This is a genomic window from Candidatus Chlorohelix sp. (assembly GCF_037138995.1).
Lineage (GTDB): Bacteria > Chloroflexota > Chloroflexia > Chloroheliales > Chloroheliaceae > Chlorohelix.
In genome coordinates this window covers 1-15554 of the sequence record NZ_JBAXHI010000059.1, presented here as the reverse complement: position 1 = coordinate 15554, position 15554 = coordinate 1, and the positions used below count along the sequence as shown (strand labels likewise).

General features: G+C 46.0%; 14 protein-coding genes. All 14 read left to right on the top strand.

All coding sequences use genetic code 11. The features are described from left to right. Positions 1-227 precede the first annotated feature (227 nt). The 14 genes from WCK19_RS17090 to WCK19_RS17025 all read left to right on the top strand — a co-directional run bounded on the left by WCK19_RS17090 (position 228) and on the right by WCK19_RS17025 (position 15421). A complete protein-coding gene (locus tag WCK19_RS17090; protein ID WP_342398615.1) occupies positions 228-1373 on the top strand; it encodes a site-specific integrase in 1146 nt (381 codons plus the stop codon). Between the two features lie 482 nt (positions 1374-1855). Beyond that, on the top strand, positions 1856-2164 hold the full coding sequence (locus WCK19_RS17085; protein WP_341469548.1) for an RNA-binding protein: 309 nt from the start codon (positions 1856-1858) through the stop codon (positions 2162-2164). A 263-nt stretch (positions 2165-2427) separates the two neighbouring features. Continuing rightward, the gene (locus WCK19_RS17080) at positions 2428-2598 is read left to right on the top strand and encodes a hypothetical protein (protein WP_342398614.1); all 171 of its coding nucleotides are present in this window, start codon (positions 2428-2430) and stop codon (positions 2596-2598) included. Positions 2599-2815: 217 nt separating this feature from the next. Next, positions 2816-3787 carry an SH3 domain-containing protein gene (locus WCK19_RS17075; protein ID WP_342398613.1) on the top strand — a complete coding sequence of 324 codons (972 nt, stop codon included), beginning with the start codon at positions 2816-2818 and terminating at the stop codon, positions 3785-3787. Between the two features lie 52 nt (positions 3788-3839). Further along, positions 3840-4487, top strand: a complete 648-nt coding sequence (locus tag WCK19_RS17070) for a hypothetical protein (RefSeq protein WP_342398612.1) — start codon at positions 3840-3842, stop codon at positions 4485-4487. Further along, positions 4484-4933 carry a hypothetical protein gene (locus WCK19_RS17065; protein ID WP_342398611.1) on the top strand — a complete coding sequence of 150 codons (450 nt, stop codon included), beginning with the start codon at positions 4484-4486 and terminating at the stop codon, positions 4931-4933. Before WCK19_RS17070 ends, WCK19_RS17065 begins: the two co-directional genes overlap by 4 nt. A 2-nt stretch (positions 4934-4935) precedes the next feature. After that, positions 4936-8121, top strand: coding sequence for an O-antigen ligase family protein (locus WCK19_RS17060; RefSeq protein ID WP_342398610.1), 3186 nt, complete (start codon positions 4936-4938; stop codon positions 8119-8121). A gap of 56 nt (positions 8122-8177) precedes the next feature. Beyond that, on the top strand, positions 8178-9125 hold the full coding sequence (locus tag WCK19_RS17055; RefSeq protein ID WP_342398609.1) for a UDP-glucuronic acid decarboxylase family protein: 948 nt from the start codon (positions 8178-8180) through the stop codon (positions 9123-9125). 24 nt (positions 9126-9149) lie between these two features. Beyond that, entirely contained in the window at positions 9150-9419 is a 270-nt protein-coding gene (locus tag WCK19_RS17050) for a hypothetical protein (RefSeq protein ID WP_342398608.1), read from the top strand. Beyond that, positions 9416-10942, top strand: a complete 1527-nt coding sequence (locus WCK19_RS17045) for an O-antigen ligase family protein (protein WP_342398607.1) — start codon at positions 9416-9418, stop codon at positions 10940-10942. The genes WCK19_RS17050 and WCK19_RS17045 overlap by 4 nt, the downstream gene beginning before the upstream one ends. Positions 10943-10995: 53 nt before the next feature. After that, on the top strand, positions 10996-11952 hold the full coding sequence (locus WCK19_RS17040) for a GDP-mannose 4,6-dehydratase (protein ID WP_342398606.1): 957 nt from the start codon (positions 10996-10998) through the stop codon (positions 11950-11952). A 47-nt stretch (positions 11953-11999) separates the two neighbouring features. After that, positions 12000-13052, top strand: coding sequence for a lysylphosphatidylglycerol synthase transmembrane domain-containing protein (locus WCK19_RS17035; protein WP_342398605.1), 1053 nt, complete (start codon positions 12000-12002; stop codon positions 13050-13052). Beyond that, positions 13049-14257, top strand: coding sequence for a glycosyltransferase family 1 protein (locus WCK19_RS17030; RefSeq protein ID WP_342398604.1), 1209 nt, complete (start codon positions 13049-13051; stop codon positions 14255-14257). Before WCK19_RS17035 ends, WCK19_RS17030 begins: the two co-directional genes overlap by 4 nt. 18 nt (positions 14258-14275) lie before the next feature. Next, a complete protein-coding gene (locus WCK19_RS17025; RefSeq protein ID WP_342398603.1) occupies positions 14276-15421 on the top strand; it encodes a pyridoxal phosphate-dependent aminotransferase in 1146 nt (381 codons plus the stop codon). The last annotated feature ends 133 nt before the right edge of the window (positions 15422-15554 follow it).

Here is a 15554-nt window from a genome sequence, read left to right as displayed (position 1 = left end):
AACCCCTTTGAGAATCGTTTTATAGAGGACAATTTCTTTCTTGCAACAGCCCTGAACAGGCTTCGCGCTCCCTTTTAAAAGAACTATTGCATTCTTAATGGGCTTATGCTATATTGTTATGGAAAGTAGATATATCCCAAGCTCACAATAAGTTAGGGTACTCATCCCATTGGGGTCAGCGGTCGCGTGTTTTGTTTCGTTACACTGGTAATTAAGGGAGGGGGACTATGCCTCGGCCACCCGCGAATGTTCGCTCTAAAAAATCTAAAGACCGAATAGGAGAGCTTGATGTTGCTGCTCCTATAGCGGGACAAGAGGGAACATCTCACTCTGAAATTCAAGCAGACAACGCTATAGCATCCAAAGTAGCCTCTCTGATAGATGACACTACGGCGCAACCCCCTCGGCGTAGGGGAGGTTCTCGAACGGCTAATGCACAGGAAAATCAACCTGTACGCGCTATCCAACCTCCCTTATTTACGGTTTCATCTCGTGGTGAAGTGATTCAACCTGCTTCTGCGATTCCTCCACTTACGCCCGATGCAACTTTGAGTGTTGCGCGTTGGTGGTTTCGCAGCTATCTGGAGCAAATGGGACGACCCCACAACACTACCGCCAGCTACATGTATGATTTGTCAGGGTTCGATGAACAAGTCGGTTCTGACAAAAGGCTTGACCAAATTACCCGCGATGATATAAACGAATTTTTAACCAACTCGCATAAGAAAAGCACTCGCAAACGCCGCCTTACCTCTTTGGGTGCATTCTTCAAATATTTGATAAATTCTGAAAAGATACTTGATAAAGACCCTACCGATAATTTCTATGCTGAGTTCATCCCGCTAAAAACTCCAGTCGTTTTAACCTTAGCAGAGCAAGCAATGTTGCTGGATTCGGCAGGTAATGAGAATAGCCGCACCTACTTAATGGTTTATTTCTTGGTAAAGCTTGGTTTTACCCGCACAGAACTGCTGGCAATCCAATTTGAGCATGTGGATATATCAGACCGTGAAAATCCTATAGTCTATGTTTTCTATGAAGATAAACGCTGGCATAAAAAAGAGCGCAAGTTAGCTGCCGCCCCGGAGTTTACGGCTGCCTTTCAACGCTATATCGCAGAGTTTGCGCCAAGCCGGAAGCTGTTTGAAATGCTGCCGCAATCGGTTAACAAATTGGTAGAGCGGTCTGCCAAAGCTGCCAAAATTAATAAAAGGGTTACTCCTCAGTCTTTAAGGGATACTTTTGCGGTTGAAGAAGCTAGGCAGGGTGCTAATTCTACCAAATTGCTATTGATTTTGGGGCTTGCCCCTGACCCCCGCAATCGCATGAGTGTAGAGCGATATATCAAGCTGGCAACTCCCATAATTGGCTGAATCGCTTTGATTGCACGTAATCCAGTTGACTTCCAAAGGATAAAACAAGGGATGCCAACTGGATTACATGCGGTAACAGCCGATATGAGGAAACATTTAGAGCCATAGCCCACTTAAGTTATGAAGAAAAACTATCCACTGAATCCCTCTACGTAATTGTATTTGAATTCTTCACACCATTTTACAAAATATGTTAACCAAAAGTTAAAAAGTGTGATATACTACATATGCAAGGTAAATAAAACCTGTTTGTTATCGGCACTGTGCTACTTAGAGTTTTTTCGATAAAAGCTTCTCGTAAGATTTGCTTGTTTTGATTTCCTCTTTTGTGCTTTATGCTTTCTCCTAACAGGTAGCTATACTTACGTACACGTTAAATAGCCTTAATAAAAAAAGGTTGTTTCCGGGCAAGAATTTGCTAATTATGAAACTTTGCATTAACTTTCTGTATTTAAGCTTTTAAGATGAAGAGGAACTTGAAATTGAGTAACAAACTTTACGTTGGCGGTCTTTCGTATAATACCACCGAAGGTAGTCTGGAAAATTTATTTGCCCAAGCTGGGGCTATTGACTCGGTGCGAATTATCATTGATCGCGAAACCGGACGCGCCAAAGGTTTTGGCTTTGTGGAAATGAGCGACGCGGAAGGAGCCGCCCGCGCTATTTCGATGTTCAATGGGACTGATTTTGAAGGTCGCAACATCACCGTTAATGAAGCCCGCCCACAAACTGAACGCCCACAGCGAAGCAGCGGTGGTTACGGCAACCGCGGCGGCGGCGGTCGCTACTAAGCGATCATACTTTTAGAGCAATAGCTAAATTATAGCTATAAAAAACAGCCCGCCTGCACCTAGCGGGCTGTGCCTCCTTTCTCATAATAAGAAACCACCTGAAAAAGCCCATCCTTTTAAAACTACACTTTCAAAATTGATACGTTTTAGAACAGCCCAAACCTTGTGTAACTTGCTTGAGGAGTGGTAATATTTTTCGTGCTGAAACGTTAACTGTCATAAACCCTTTATATCTAAGCAAAGAAAAAGTCGAGGATTTAACAATGCCACAAAAATCATTTACATCCGAAGAAATCAAATTGCGGCTTCAAGAAGACCGGTTCATTCAAGAGAGTAGAAAATCCTCCGAACGAACATCACGCGCCCGCGCAGTGGCGGAAGCTCGCAAAGAACGCGCGAAAAAAGCGCAAGATGAAACTCAAGGTACTTTATAAACGATAGCGTTTTCCTACCTCATTACCCTCGCTACCGGAAATTTGGCAACCCTATAAAAATCAGGTGATGGAACAAAAAAATAGCACATAAATATTAATCCTGTCTAAAACTTGACGTTCCATGTGTAAATCGTTTAAACTGATTAATTGGAAGAACCTTTAGCAATAGCTGATATGGGCTATTGCTTGATTTTGAAAAGGATTTAACAACTAATAAATGGAACCAAGACAGGAAACAAAGTCACTGCCGCGCAACCGTAAGTGCGCCAACTGTCGTTATTTCGAGCCAGCGCCCCTCTGGCGCAAGGGCTGGTGTCGTAATCCTCGCCTGTATGACCGCCGTGCCAACCATCTGGTTGATGCTACTAGCATAGATTGTGAGCAGGTATTTCGCGCCCGAATTTATTGGGAACCGATTCCTGAACCGGAACTAATCCCTTCACATACTATTTTAGGGCAATTTGCGGATAACTCCACCGAAGGTAGTGTTGATGGCGGTGGTAAGCCTCGCGTTGTTTCCACCGAAGGAGTATTACGCCCAAAAGCGCCGATACGCCCGGTTATTAGTCGTACCCAACGAAACGCACCCGGACGAGAGAAAACAGAAGCGTTGCCCGATATGGTTAAGCAACCCAATCAACTGCGCCGTTGGATGTTGGCAAATATTCCCTATTACGATAAAGTTGACGGACCCTTCTCAAGAGTTCCATGGGCAATCATACTACCGGGGTTAGTCATACTCTTAGCTTTATTAATTATTTTTGCCAATATTTTTGGAGGAAGTAAGAAACAGGAAGCTGTTAGCGCTACCCCTGCTGCGGTTGTTACTTCTTTGGGGGCTACTTCGGCTGTTTCGCTTACAACTACGAGTTCTAATAATAATAATGCGGTTGCAACCCCGACCCTATCTAATGCGCTACCTACTGCATCCCCTCTGCCTGTTACAACTACCGTAGTTTCAGGCGAAAAACGGGCGAAGGTTGTAAATACAGGCACTTCCAAAAGCGTAAACCTACGAAAAGATACCAGCACTAAGGACGATAAAAATATTATTGCTCGTATCCCGGAAGGCTCTGAGGTAGTAATTATCGGCGCTCCGCAGTTTGCAGAAGGTAAAGAATGGTGGCAGATAAAATACAAGGAATTCACCGGTTGGGCAGCCAAAGATTATTTGCAACCAATACCCTGATAACCGAGAAAAGCCGGAATAACACTTTCCGACTTTTTTTGTATGTAAGATAATGCTGGAAAAATTTGAAACCGCGCTAGTTTGCTATACACAAGCAACTTTTGATAATTTTGAACCGGAGAATCCTGAAGTAGAGGAAGATGAAGCCACGCGACAAGCCCGGTTAATTCCAGAAAAAGCTCAACTGCTTGCGGCTGCTTTAGAGCTTGCCGGAATTGATAGCGATATAATTAAAGTACCCTTGCGTAGCTTTCAACCTAGGGACATCGCAAAAGCGGCTTTTGGCTGGCGGTTGCTGGACTTAAAGGAAAGCAACGGGCGTACAATTGATTTGGTAATCTGTTTGGATTTTCCGGCATGGTCTGTGAGTCACCCACATAAAATAAGTTGGCTGATAAACTTGCCCAATTTTGTAACACGCCGTAGTAGCGCAAATCCTCCCCGCTCAAAAGATACAAATGGAGGCGCAAATCTTGATTTGCATGGCAATGTCTCTTCACTTTTGCAATCGGAAAGACGCGGACTTGCCGAATCGTGGCGTATTATGGCAGGCAACCGCCCGGTAGCGGAAGAATTGGCGCGTAGCGGCTTACAGGTAAATTATAACCCCTTCCCGTCTGAAGGAACTGCTCCAAACAGCCCGGAATGGCAAACGGTAATCAAGCGATTGGCAACTTCAGTTTTAAGGCAAGGTACATGAAAGAAAGCGCCCGTTTGTATCTTACCCTTCAATGGCTCTCATTTTTAATGTTGGTTGTTGGTTTTGCGGGACCATGGCAATACGGGACATTGGGGAAAACACAGGATTTCGGTTGGCAACCTGTCTGGGCGTTATTACTAAATTTCTTAGGTTTGAACCTTTTTATTATTTGTTCAGTGGCAAATTGTTTTTCTTACCTAGAGTTAAGTTATCGTCAGGGTAAAAAGATATTACGTGAAGCTCTAAAATGGGTGGGGGCTTTCTTGTTCTTGCTTGTTGCTGTACCTTTGCTGGCATGGCTGCCCTTTAATCAGACTCAGCGTAGCGCAACTCCCCTATTTAGTGAAACCACCTACGGTTGGGGAATTTGGGTGGCGTTAGTAGCTCTGCTAGTTCAAGTTGGGGCATTGCGTTTACGAATTATAAAAGAGAAGAAGAACCACTGAAAGTGCCAATTCCCCTAAAAATTACAACCGGGCGTTCATGGCTAAAAACTGCCCTCTTAATCTTATTATTTATTATCAGCGTTCTTTCCCTTACCGCAACTGCTTTTGCCGACCTTTACTTTAATAAAGGCGTAACCTACGACACTAATCATCCCGCCATACCCTACACACAGTCAGGAGACCTCGGCTCTAACCCGCTAGGAGTTAATACTTTTCTAAACCTTGAAGATACCGCAAATATAGGTCAAATTCTTGATTTGGTAAAAGCGGGAGGCTATGGTTATATCCGCCAGCTTTTCCCATGGAAGGATATTCAAGAATTAAAGGGTAGTTATAATGACCGCGATGGTCAAAACGGTTGGGCTAAGTATGACGCGATTGTGGAGAAGGCGAGCGCACGCGGCATAAAAATTATTGCGCGTCTCGACCAACCGCCGGTATGGGCGCGAGAGCAAATCTTGAAAACCATCCCCGCTAATTTAGATGTAACGGGTCCACCCGATGATTTGAACGATTGGGGCAATTTTGTTGAAGCGGCAGTTACCCGCTACAAGGGGAAAATAAAATATTTCCAGATATGGAACGAGCCTAATCTGGAAGTGGAATGGAATGCCAAAAGGGTAAACCCTGCGGGTTATGTGGATTTGCTTAAAGTAGCTTATGAACGCGCTAAAGCCGCAAACCCTGATGTAGTGCTTATTACGGCGGCGCTTGCTCCAAGTAATCAGGATGGAGCCGAGTTTAACAGCCTGAACGACCTGAAATATCTTGACCTGTTTTATGAGGCTGGCGGCGCGAAATATTTTGATATTTTGGCGGCACAGGCTTATGGCTTGGGTTATTCGCCTGATTTCCGTGTTACCGAGCCTGATTTCCGCGAAAAGGATTTGAAACGGGTTAATTTCTCGCGGTTGGCTGACATGCGAGCGGTGATGCTGAAACATGAAGATGGCAAACGTCCGGTGTGGATTACCGAGTACGGTTGGTTGAGTATGCCGGATAAAGTGGCACAGCAATACCCGCTAAAGCCTTGGGGCGAAAATATTGATGAGGCTACCCAAGCGCAATATCTGGTAGAGGGTATTGAGCGGGCGCGTAAGGAGTGGGATTGGGTTGGCGTAGTCAACGTTTGGTTCCTTAAAGCGGACAAATATTTGCTAGATAGAAGCGATTTATGGGGACAAGCGCGTTATTTTGCGCTGATAAACCCGGATTGGTCGGTACGCCCGGCTTATACCGCGCTTCAAAATTATGCTTTAACGAACTATAACATTGCGGCTACCGGCTTTCATGCTCAGAATAGCCCGGCTATTACGCTTGAAAACCAACGCTTGAAGTTTCGTTTTCAAGGACAGCAACTTGACCTAGCCGGACTCAAGGTCTCACAGGAAACTGAAATAAGCTATAACATTGATGGCAAAACTTCCCAAACTATCAAGCTTTCGCCCCAAACGGCGAGTTTGAAATTGGCGGAGGGCTTGAGTTACGGGTTGCATACGCTGGAAATGACTTTACCCGCAGGGCAACTTGCTTCCTACGGTTTCTATGTTTCTAATGAGAATACGTGGGGTTGGCTGTTTCTGCCGCTATATTTACTCGGTGGATTGACTACGCTTGGTAGCGGTTCGGCGTTGGGTTGGCGCACCTTTAGAGCGCTGGAGAAGGGCTTGCCGCTCTTCTGGCTTTGGCTGTTGCGCCAATTGCGCCGAATATGGCAAAACCGTTATAGCCTTGCGCCCTATGGCATGATTTTCGCGTTGTTATTATTCTATTTTGCGCCACCCGCGCCGTTGGCAATATTTGGCGCACTTCTGCTCTTTCCCTTAGCTCTTGTGCGCCCGGATTGGATGATATATCTGGCGATTTTCACCGCCCCGCTATATCTGAATCCACGTAATTTGAGAGAAAGCCTTGACCCATTTACCAGACTTAAAAATCTGGTAGTGCCGCGCGACCCCAATAATCTGCCTCAAAACCCGCTGGAGTTTTCCTTATTTGAAGTAATCATTGTTATTGCTGTGTTTGCGTGGCTTGCAAGCATTCTGTACCAACTATGGCGAACTCGAATAATTGCTTTCCCCACTAATTGGGTAGCATGGTGGCGCAGACAGGGGGTATTTGCCTTGCCGTTGCTGCTGTTCGGGCTTGCCGCTACTCTATCGTTATTAACCCCTGAGCCTAGCCATTTGCGGGAAGCCTTGCGCGATTTCCGGGTGGTAATCATAGAGCCGCTAATTCTGTACCTGCTAACCGTTCGCTTTATTCGCAAGCGCGAGCAATTCATCCGAATCTTCGATGTGCTGGTGTTGGCTAGTTTATTAATTGCGGCAGGAGCATTTTATCAATTTCTCTTATCCAAAGATAATACCGTATCGGCGGAAGGGGTTAGCCGGGTAATCTCGATATACTCTCACCCGGATAATCTGGGTTTGTACATCGGGCGCATTATACCGCTGGTTACAGCCATTGTATTTTTCAGCGGGGCGGTAAAAGAATGGGCGCGGCGGCGTGTAGTGTACGGCGTAGCGTTGTTGCCCCTGCTAGGTACATTACTTCTCAGCTTTTCGCGGGGCGCATGGCTGGCATCCGCGCTTGCTTTGCTGGTAATGATTATCATCGTGCGTTCCCGGCGTGGGTTAATACTTTTCGGAATCGGGGCGTTAGGTCTGGTAGCAGCAATACCTTTTATCAAGTTGGAAAGAATCACTTCTCTATTCAGTTTCGTGACGGGCAGCAATAACACGCGCTTGCATGTTTGGCAGGCTTCGTTCGATATGATACGCGACCATCCCCTAACCGGTATCGGGCTGGATCAGTTTTTGTACAAATATCAGCTTGAATATGTAAGACCGGAAGCATGGTTGGAACGATTCACTAGTCACCCGCATGATATTTTGTTGGATTACTGGCTCAGATTGGGTATAATAGGACCTGCGCTCATAATATGGTTGCTGTTTGTATTTTTCAGGACAGCGTTGTCGCCGCTTTTTAAAAGCTTAAATACCCCCGATGCTAAAGTACGACAAGTATTAGCGTTAGGGCTTTCTGGCAGTATGGTAGATTTTGTCGCACATGGTTTGGTGGATAACTCATATTTCCTTGTTGACCTTGCCGCTATTTTCTGTTTATCCTTTGGTCTGCTTGAAGCTATGCGGAGGGTAAGTTTGAGGAAAGATAACGATAATTAATCCGTCAGGATATTTTTAAACTGGCATATAGCTAGAAAAATACAGAGGGGAAAATAGTGAAGATACTGGTTAGCGGGGGCGCCGGGTTTATCGGCTCACATCTTACCGAACGTTTATTGGCACAAGGGCATCATGTTATTGCGCTGGATAATCTGATTACCGGACGGCGTGAGAATATTGCAAGTTTTATTGAACATCCAGAATATGAATTTTACGAGCATGACATAATTCAGCCATGGGTGCCGAGCGGGGACCCTGTATCCGCAATTTTCCACCTTGCCAGCCCTGCCAGCCCGGTTGGTTATACCCGTAACCCGATTGAAACACATCTGGTAAATTCGGTAGGAACGCATAACATGCTGAAATTGGGGCTTGCCAGTGAAGCGAAATTGCTTTATACCAGCACCTCCGAAGCCTACGGAGACCCGCTCGAACATCCTCAGCGCGAGGATTATTGGGGCAATGTCAATCCGGTTGGTCCGCGTAGTTGCTACGATGAGAGCAAAAGATTTGGGGAGAGCCTGACAATCGAATATGTGCGCCAGTTTAACCTAGATGCGCGTATAGTGCGCCTATTCAACACCTATGGTCCTCGTAATGACCCCCAAGATGGACGGGTAGTGCCAAACTTTATTATGCAAGCGTTGGAGAATCGCCCCCTTACAATTTATGGTAACGGTACGCAAACCCGCTCTTTCAGCTATATTTCCGATATTGTAGAAGGGATTTTGCGGGCGATGTTCCGTCCCGCTACCAAAGGTGAGGTTATTAATCTGGGCAACCCGGACGAGCGTACTATTCTCGATTTTGCCAATAGGGTGTTGGCGGTGTGTGACTCTGACGCGAAAATAGAGTTTTTTGATGGTCGCACCGATGACCCCAACAAACGTTGCCCGGATATAAGCAAAGCGCGGCGGTTACTTGATTGGGAACCCGTTGTTACCCTTGAGGAAGGGCTACGCCATACAATTGAGTATTTCCGCAACGTCAGCCAAAAATCGTAAGATGTTACGAAGGGCGGTGAACAAATGCCTCTGATTGTAATTGGTATATATTTAGCGGTAGCACTGGCGGTATGGGTTTTAACCAACTCCTTGTCACATAATACTGCTTTTGGTATCCGCATCTTCGTAATTGGTCTTGGCGCGGGTCTTGTAGGCTTACTACTCAAGAGTAATGAGGAAAGCCTGATTTCAGCCAGCGGTGCAATACTCTCATCAGTGGGAATACTTTTCATCCTATCATCCTTTGTTTTTTTTGTAAGGGCGTTTTTTGCCGGTGAGTTTGATAAAAAGTGACGGTTATTTTTAATACAATCTATCGGGTGCGCCGTTTCGCTTTGGCTAAATTCACCATTGCACAATTAGCAACAGCCCTGCTTGTGCCGCTGTTCCTTTGGCTTTTCGTTACCCAACCATTCTATATAGCTCCGGCTTTAATGGTTGGAGTCTGCGCTTTTTTGGCAATTGCGCGTTATCCACAGTACGGCTTGTACCTGATGCTTTTGTCGGTGCCGGTGCAGGATGTTGTTACCCTTCCGCTAGGCGGTGGGCAAACCCTGACGGTAACACAGGCTGTAGTTTTGCTAACGCTTGCCGCTTATTTCGTCAATCGTTGTACTTTCCGAAAGCCTTTTGTAAATACGCCTACTCCCCCGCTTCTAAAATGGTTCCTTATATATGTCGGCGCAATGATTATTTCATTGCTAACAGCATATAATATCGCTGAAGGTTTAAACGCGATTAGCCGTTGGCTGATTACCCTTTTTGCCTATTTGTTGGCAACTAGCGTTATTGAAACGCGCCGACAGTTCTGGCAATTGGTGGTGGCGTTGGCAATTGGCGGCATTTTTGAGGCTGGTTTGGGTATTGTTCAAACCGGCTTGAATCTAGGTCCGGAGAGTTTCGCCATTAGTCAAGACCTCTCCCGCGCGTTTGGGACATTTACTTTTCCAAACCCTTTTGCCGGGTATCTTGAGATGAGTTTGCCCATAGTGGTTGCGCTTATCTTTTTGGCTTGGAATCTCAGAAACCAATGGATGGGGGCGTGGCTGAACAAAGAAGGACAGCCTCGCCAGACAGAACGAAAAGCCGTTATCCGCTCCTATCTTTTGCTGCTGGTAACTTTGCCTTCCGCAACCATTGTAATTGTAGCGGTGGTGGCAAGTTATTCACGCGGGGCATGGCTTGGCTTGCTGGTGGGAGTGCTGGCAATGATTGCAGTACGCGGGAAAAAATCTATTTGGGTATGGCTGGCGGTAGTAGCTTTACTGATATTCGGGGGATTAGCTTTACAAACCGGAGCTTTATCACCAAGTATTGCCACTCGTATTACCAGCATTGCAGATTTGTTGACCCCTTTTGACGTGCGCGATGTAGTGCCGAATCCCGATAATTACGCGGTAGTTGAGCGCATGGCGATGTGGCAGGCTGGCGGTAATATGTTCCTTTCCAATCCATTTTTTGGAGTTGGCATCGGAAATTTCGATGTTACCTACAACATGTTCAATGCTCCACAATGGATTTATTCACGGGGTCATGCCCATAATTATTATATACATGCGGCGGCTGAAACCGGATTGGTTGGTTTGACAGCCTATCTGCTACTGGTAATCTCGATATTTGTAAGTGGCTGGAAAGCAGCATGGACTATCCGGGACATATCGCTGCGTTATGTAGCTTGGGGCGCATTGGGAATTGTATCCGCTGTAATGTTCCATAATTTGGTTGAGAACTTGCATGTTTTAAATCTGGGAATCCAATGGAGTGTAATACTGGCTCTATTTTATTTGGTAGGTAAATTAGACAAAGAGCGAGTATGATATACTAGCATAGTGAAGAACTGCACATCTTCTTTTAGGGGGAAGAGATTGTTTTGAAAGTTTTATTAACCGGCGCGGCAGGTTTTATCGGTAGCCACGTTGCAGAAACATTGCTGGCTAGAGGCGATGAAGTTGTCGGCGTAGATAATTTTAACGATTATTATAATCCGGCACGCAAAGAACGAAACCTGCGAGTTGCTTGCACAAATAAGAATTTCACACTTAACCGAACTGACCTTCGCAATTACGAAGCTCTTGAAACTATAATCAAGCATGAACGACCCGATAAGATTTGCCATTTAGCCGGTATGGCAGGGGTACGTTACTCTCTTAAGTACCCGCTACTTTACGAAGAAGTAAACGTAAAAGGCACTCAAAACTTGCTGGAACTTGCCCGGCTTTTTGGTATCCCCCATTTTGTAATGGCAAGTAGTAGCTCGGTCTATGGCGGCAGAACCAACGTACCCTTTAATGAGGAAGACCGGGTAGATTTTCCGCCGCATCCCTACGCTGCCACCAAACGCGCCGCCGAATTGCTTGGTTATACCTATAGCCACGTTTTCGACCTGAAAGTTACGGCGCTTCGATTCTTCACGGTGTATGGTCCCCGCAATCGCCCTGATATGGCTGTTTACCTGTTCACAAATGCCATAGACCGGGGCGTACCCATCAATCTTTTTGGAGATGGTTCAGCCCGGCGTGATTGGACTTTTGTGTTAGATACGGTCAGGGGGGTAATTGCTGCGCTTGATCGCCCGTTTAATTACGAGATAATCAACCTTGGCAATAGCAATACTCATACCGAAATGGATTTTATTCGCGCGGCGGAACACGCTCTGGGGAAATCTGCGCTAATTAACTATCTGGAACGCCCTGCCAGCGAACCGCTTATAACCTTTGCCGATATTGCAAAAGCTCGCCGCTTGCTCGATTTCGAGCCTATTACTTCTTTTGAGGAGGGCTATAGCAAATTTTTTGAATGGTATAAGAATGAAGGTAAGGAAGACTAACTCTTGCCGATTATTATTTAAGGACAGTGATTTTGAGAGAAAATGCTTTGGAAGAGAAACTACCCGTAGAAATATTAGAAGATGAGTTTGAGGATGAGCAGGAAGTCGAAGCGCCTTATATCTCGCTCAAAGAGCGTCTTTTGGATATTAAAACCCTTTTGGGCTTTGGTATTTCGGCGGCTATCATTGTTTTCTTTGTACTTACCGTCAAAATTGACTTTGCTACGACTTTCGACAATATCCTGAAAGCCAATTTACTCTATCTACTGGCAGCTTTTGCGCTCTATTATTCCACCTTTTTCATAAGAGGTTTGCGCTGGCGTATGTTGCTCCGAAACGCCCACTTTGACCAAGAACATGGGATTACATTACCGCCCTTACCCGGTTTGATTGAGATAATTTTCCTGAGTTGGTTTGTAAATTGCATTGTACCTGCAAAGTTGGGGGATGCTTATCGGGGTTATCTTCTCAAGAAGAACGCCAATGCCAGCTTTAGCCGCACGCTTGGTACTATTTTTGGAGAGCGTATTGCCGACTTGCTGGTTTTATTCAGTTTGCTTTGCTTTGGAGGCGCGGTAGCCTTCAGTCGGGTAGAAAGCAAATTCACTGATTTGTCCTTTATTTTTGCGCTTGGCGGGGTGTTGGTGCTGGGAATGGCAGTCGGTTTGCTGGCATTGCGTTTTTACAGTCACAAGATAGAGAAATTTATTCCAGCCCGCCTACACGGAATCTTTCACAAATTCCAACATGGGACAGTCAGCACCTTTCGTCGCAAAACCCTGTTCAAGTTATACTTTCTGACTGGTATAGTCTGGATGCTGGAAGGCATGCGGCTATTCTTCGTAATGCAAGCGTTGGGTATAACAGGGCTAGGTCTTTCGGTAACAATTTTTGTTGCCTTAACAAGTTCGCTCTTGACGACCCTTCCCTTTACCCCTGCCGGTCTGGGAGCAGTTGAAGGCGCGGTGGTGGGAGTTCTAACCGCTTTCAGTGTCGAGAAGAACATGGCGGCTTCCGTAGCTATTCTGGATAGAGTAATAAATTACTGGAGTATCATTCTTATTGGTGGAATAGTTTATATTTTCAGTAGGAAAAAGTGAAACGGGTTGGCATAGATTTTACAGCAGCAATTCGTCAAGCTGCGGGTGTAGGACGACATACCCGTAGCCTAGTTACTACTATGCTGGAAAAAGAACCTAATGGTTTCGAGTTCGTCCTGTTTTATGCTGGCGGCAACCTCACCAATCAGCAAGAAAATTATATTCGTAGCCTTGAAATTAAATATCGCCCGGTTGTCTCATTTGCGCGTCTGCCTTTCTCTGAACCATTTCTGACTCGTATGTGGCAAAGGGCGCGTGTACCCTTTCCCTTAGAGTGGGTGGGGCGGTTTGAAAATCCTTTCCCCTTTCCAAACCAACTTGGAAAACTTGATATAGTGCATTTCCCCGATTTTGTAATGTCTCCTCACCGCTCCGGCAAAGATATTGTGACGGTTCATGACCTGAGCTTTATTGTTGTGTCTGAGTGTGCGGATGATAAGCTGCGCCGCTACTTATCGGAGGCAGTGCCGCGTGCTGCCAAACAAGCCGAGCGAATTATTGTGGTGTCGGAGAGCATCAAAAGTGAGTTGGTAGAACGGTTGAAGTTACCGCCTGAAAAAATAAAGGTTATCTATAATGGCGTAAGCCCTAAATTTCACCCGCTCACCGATACCCAAACTTTGGAAGAAGTGCGCTCAAAATTGGGTTTGCCGCCCCAATTTGCTCTTTTCGTTGGTACGATTGAACCCCGCAAGAATCTGGCGCGTTTGGTGGAGGCTTGGCGCAATATTATAAATACACCGCAGGGTAAGGGGCGAAAACTGGTTCTAGTAGGGCGGCGCGGTTGGAAATACGAACCAATCTTTCGGCGTATCACCGAACTAAAAATGCAGGATGAGATTGTTTGGCTCGATTTTGTATCCGACAAAGATTTACCCGCTTTGTACAATCTGGCGGAGTTATTCGTCTTTCCTAGCCTATACGAAGGCTTTGGTATTCCGCCGCTCGAAGCCCTTGCCTGTGGTACTCCGGCGCTGGTATCTGACAATTCCGCGCTGAGCGAAGTGTTTGAAGGCGCTGCGGTCATGTGTAACCCATTGCAGGTTGATTCAATCGCTCAAGGAATTAGCCAGATTCTTACCAGCCTTGATGGAGACCACAAGTTGGTAGAGGAATTACGGTTCAAAGGCTTAGAACGTGCCGCCCAATATACTTGGGAAAATGCGGCTGCCGACACTTTAGAGTTATACCAATCCTTGAGATAAGAAGTTGAATAAAATCGCATGACTGGCTTTTTCGCGGAAGGTGATTTAACCTCTAATCGTCTTGAAATAGCGCGTCGCCGCAAACAGTCAGAAGGTGGCTACCTCGACTTGACCGGCAGTAATCCGACCTCGCAAGGGTTACTGTTTCCCCCTGAAATCTTGCAGGACGCTTCAGCCGGATATTGGAAAACGCGGCTCTACAAGCCTGACCCCTTTGGCTGGATGCCCGCCCGTGAAGCTATTGCACATTATTATGCCTCGCGCACGCCACCTTTACCCTTATCCGTAGATAATATTTTTATTACTGCCAGCACCAGCGAAGCATACTCGCACCTTTTCGCGCTGTTATGCCAACCCGGCGATAATGTGCTTATGCCAGAAGTTACATATCCACTATTTGAATATCTAGCGGCAATACATCATGTAGAATTACGCTCTTATCGGATGGACGAGGCGGCGCGTTGGTCGCTTATACCGGACAGTTTGAGGGAACAGGTTGATGCCCACACTCGCGCTGTGTTGCTAATTTCTCCACACAACCCAACCGGAATGATTATTCAATCGGCAGAGGCGGTCTTAGAAGAACTTGGGTTGCCGATTATTTGCGATGAGGTGTTTGCCGAATTTACTTATCGGGCAACGCATACTCCCCCGCTCGGTGCGCTTCACCCCACTTTGCCCATATTCCACTTGAACGGTATTTCCAAGCTTTTTGCCTTGCCCGATATGAAATTGGGCTGGATTGCTCTTTCTGGGTCTGCCTTCGAGTATCGAGACAGGTTAGAGCTTCTGAATGATACCTATTTAAGCGCAAGCTCACTGGTTCAATATATGCTTCCAACGCTATTTGAACAGGGCATGCCCTTTGTTACAGCGATGGCTCGGCGGGTACGCGACAGCTTAGATAGGGCAATAGAAATTATGGGGCATAGCCGTTATTTGAAAATTAATCCACCAGATGGCGGTTATTATCTTTTTCCGAGAGTGGAAACTTGGAGTGACGAGGAAGCTTTAGCTCTTTACCTACTCGAACAAGGGGTGTTGGTACATCCGGGCTATTATTACGGTTATGAAGGAGCGGGGGCGCATATTATGGTAGCATGCCTTACCGCACCTGAAACGCTTTTCAAAGGACTGGAAATATTGGTACGCGCTTTAGGTTGAGCGCCTGAAAACCGTGCGAAAAGGAGTTCTCGGTGAGGAAAAATGCAAGAATTATCAGTCTAATTTTAGTAGGACTGCTGTTTACTACTATTTTGCCTTTTGACGTTCAAGGTCAGACCCCTAACACCGCATC

Coding starts and splice junctions, on each gene's coding strand:
- WCK19_RS17065 (WP_342398611.1), top strand. CDS start 4,484: ATGAAAGAAAGCGCCCGTTTGTATCTTACCCTTCAATGGCTCTCATTT.
- WCK19_RS17075 (WP_342398613.1), top strand. CDS start 2,816: ATGGAACCAAGACAGGAAACAAAGTCACTGCCGCGCAACCGTAAGTGC.
- WCK19_RS17050 (WP_342398608.1), top strand. CDS start 9,150: ATGCCTCTGATTGTAATTGGTATATATTTAGCGGTAGCACTGGCGGTA.
- WCK19_RS17090 (WP_342398615.1), top strand. CDS start 228: ATGCCTCGGCCACCCGCGAATGTTCGCTCTAAAAAATCTAAAGACCGA.
- WCK19_RS17070 (WP_342398612.1), top strand. CDS start 3,840: ATGCTGGAAAAATTTGAAACCGCGCTAGTTTGCTATACACAAGCAACT.
- WCK19_RS17080 (WP_342398614.1), top strand. CDS start 2,428: ATGCCACAAAAATCATTTACATCCGAAGAAATCAAATTGCGGCTTCAA.
- WCK19_RS17025 (WP_342398603.1), top strand. CDS start 14,276: ATGACTGGCTTTTTCGCGGAAGGTGATTTAACCTCTAATCGTCTTGAA.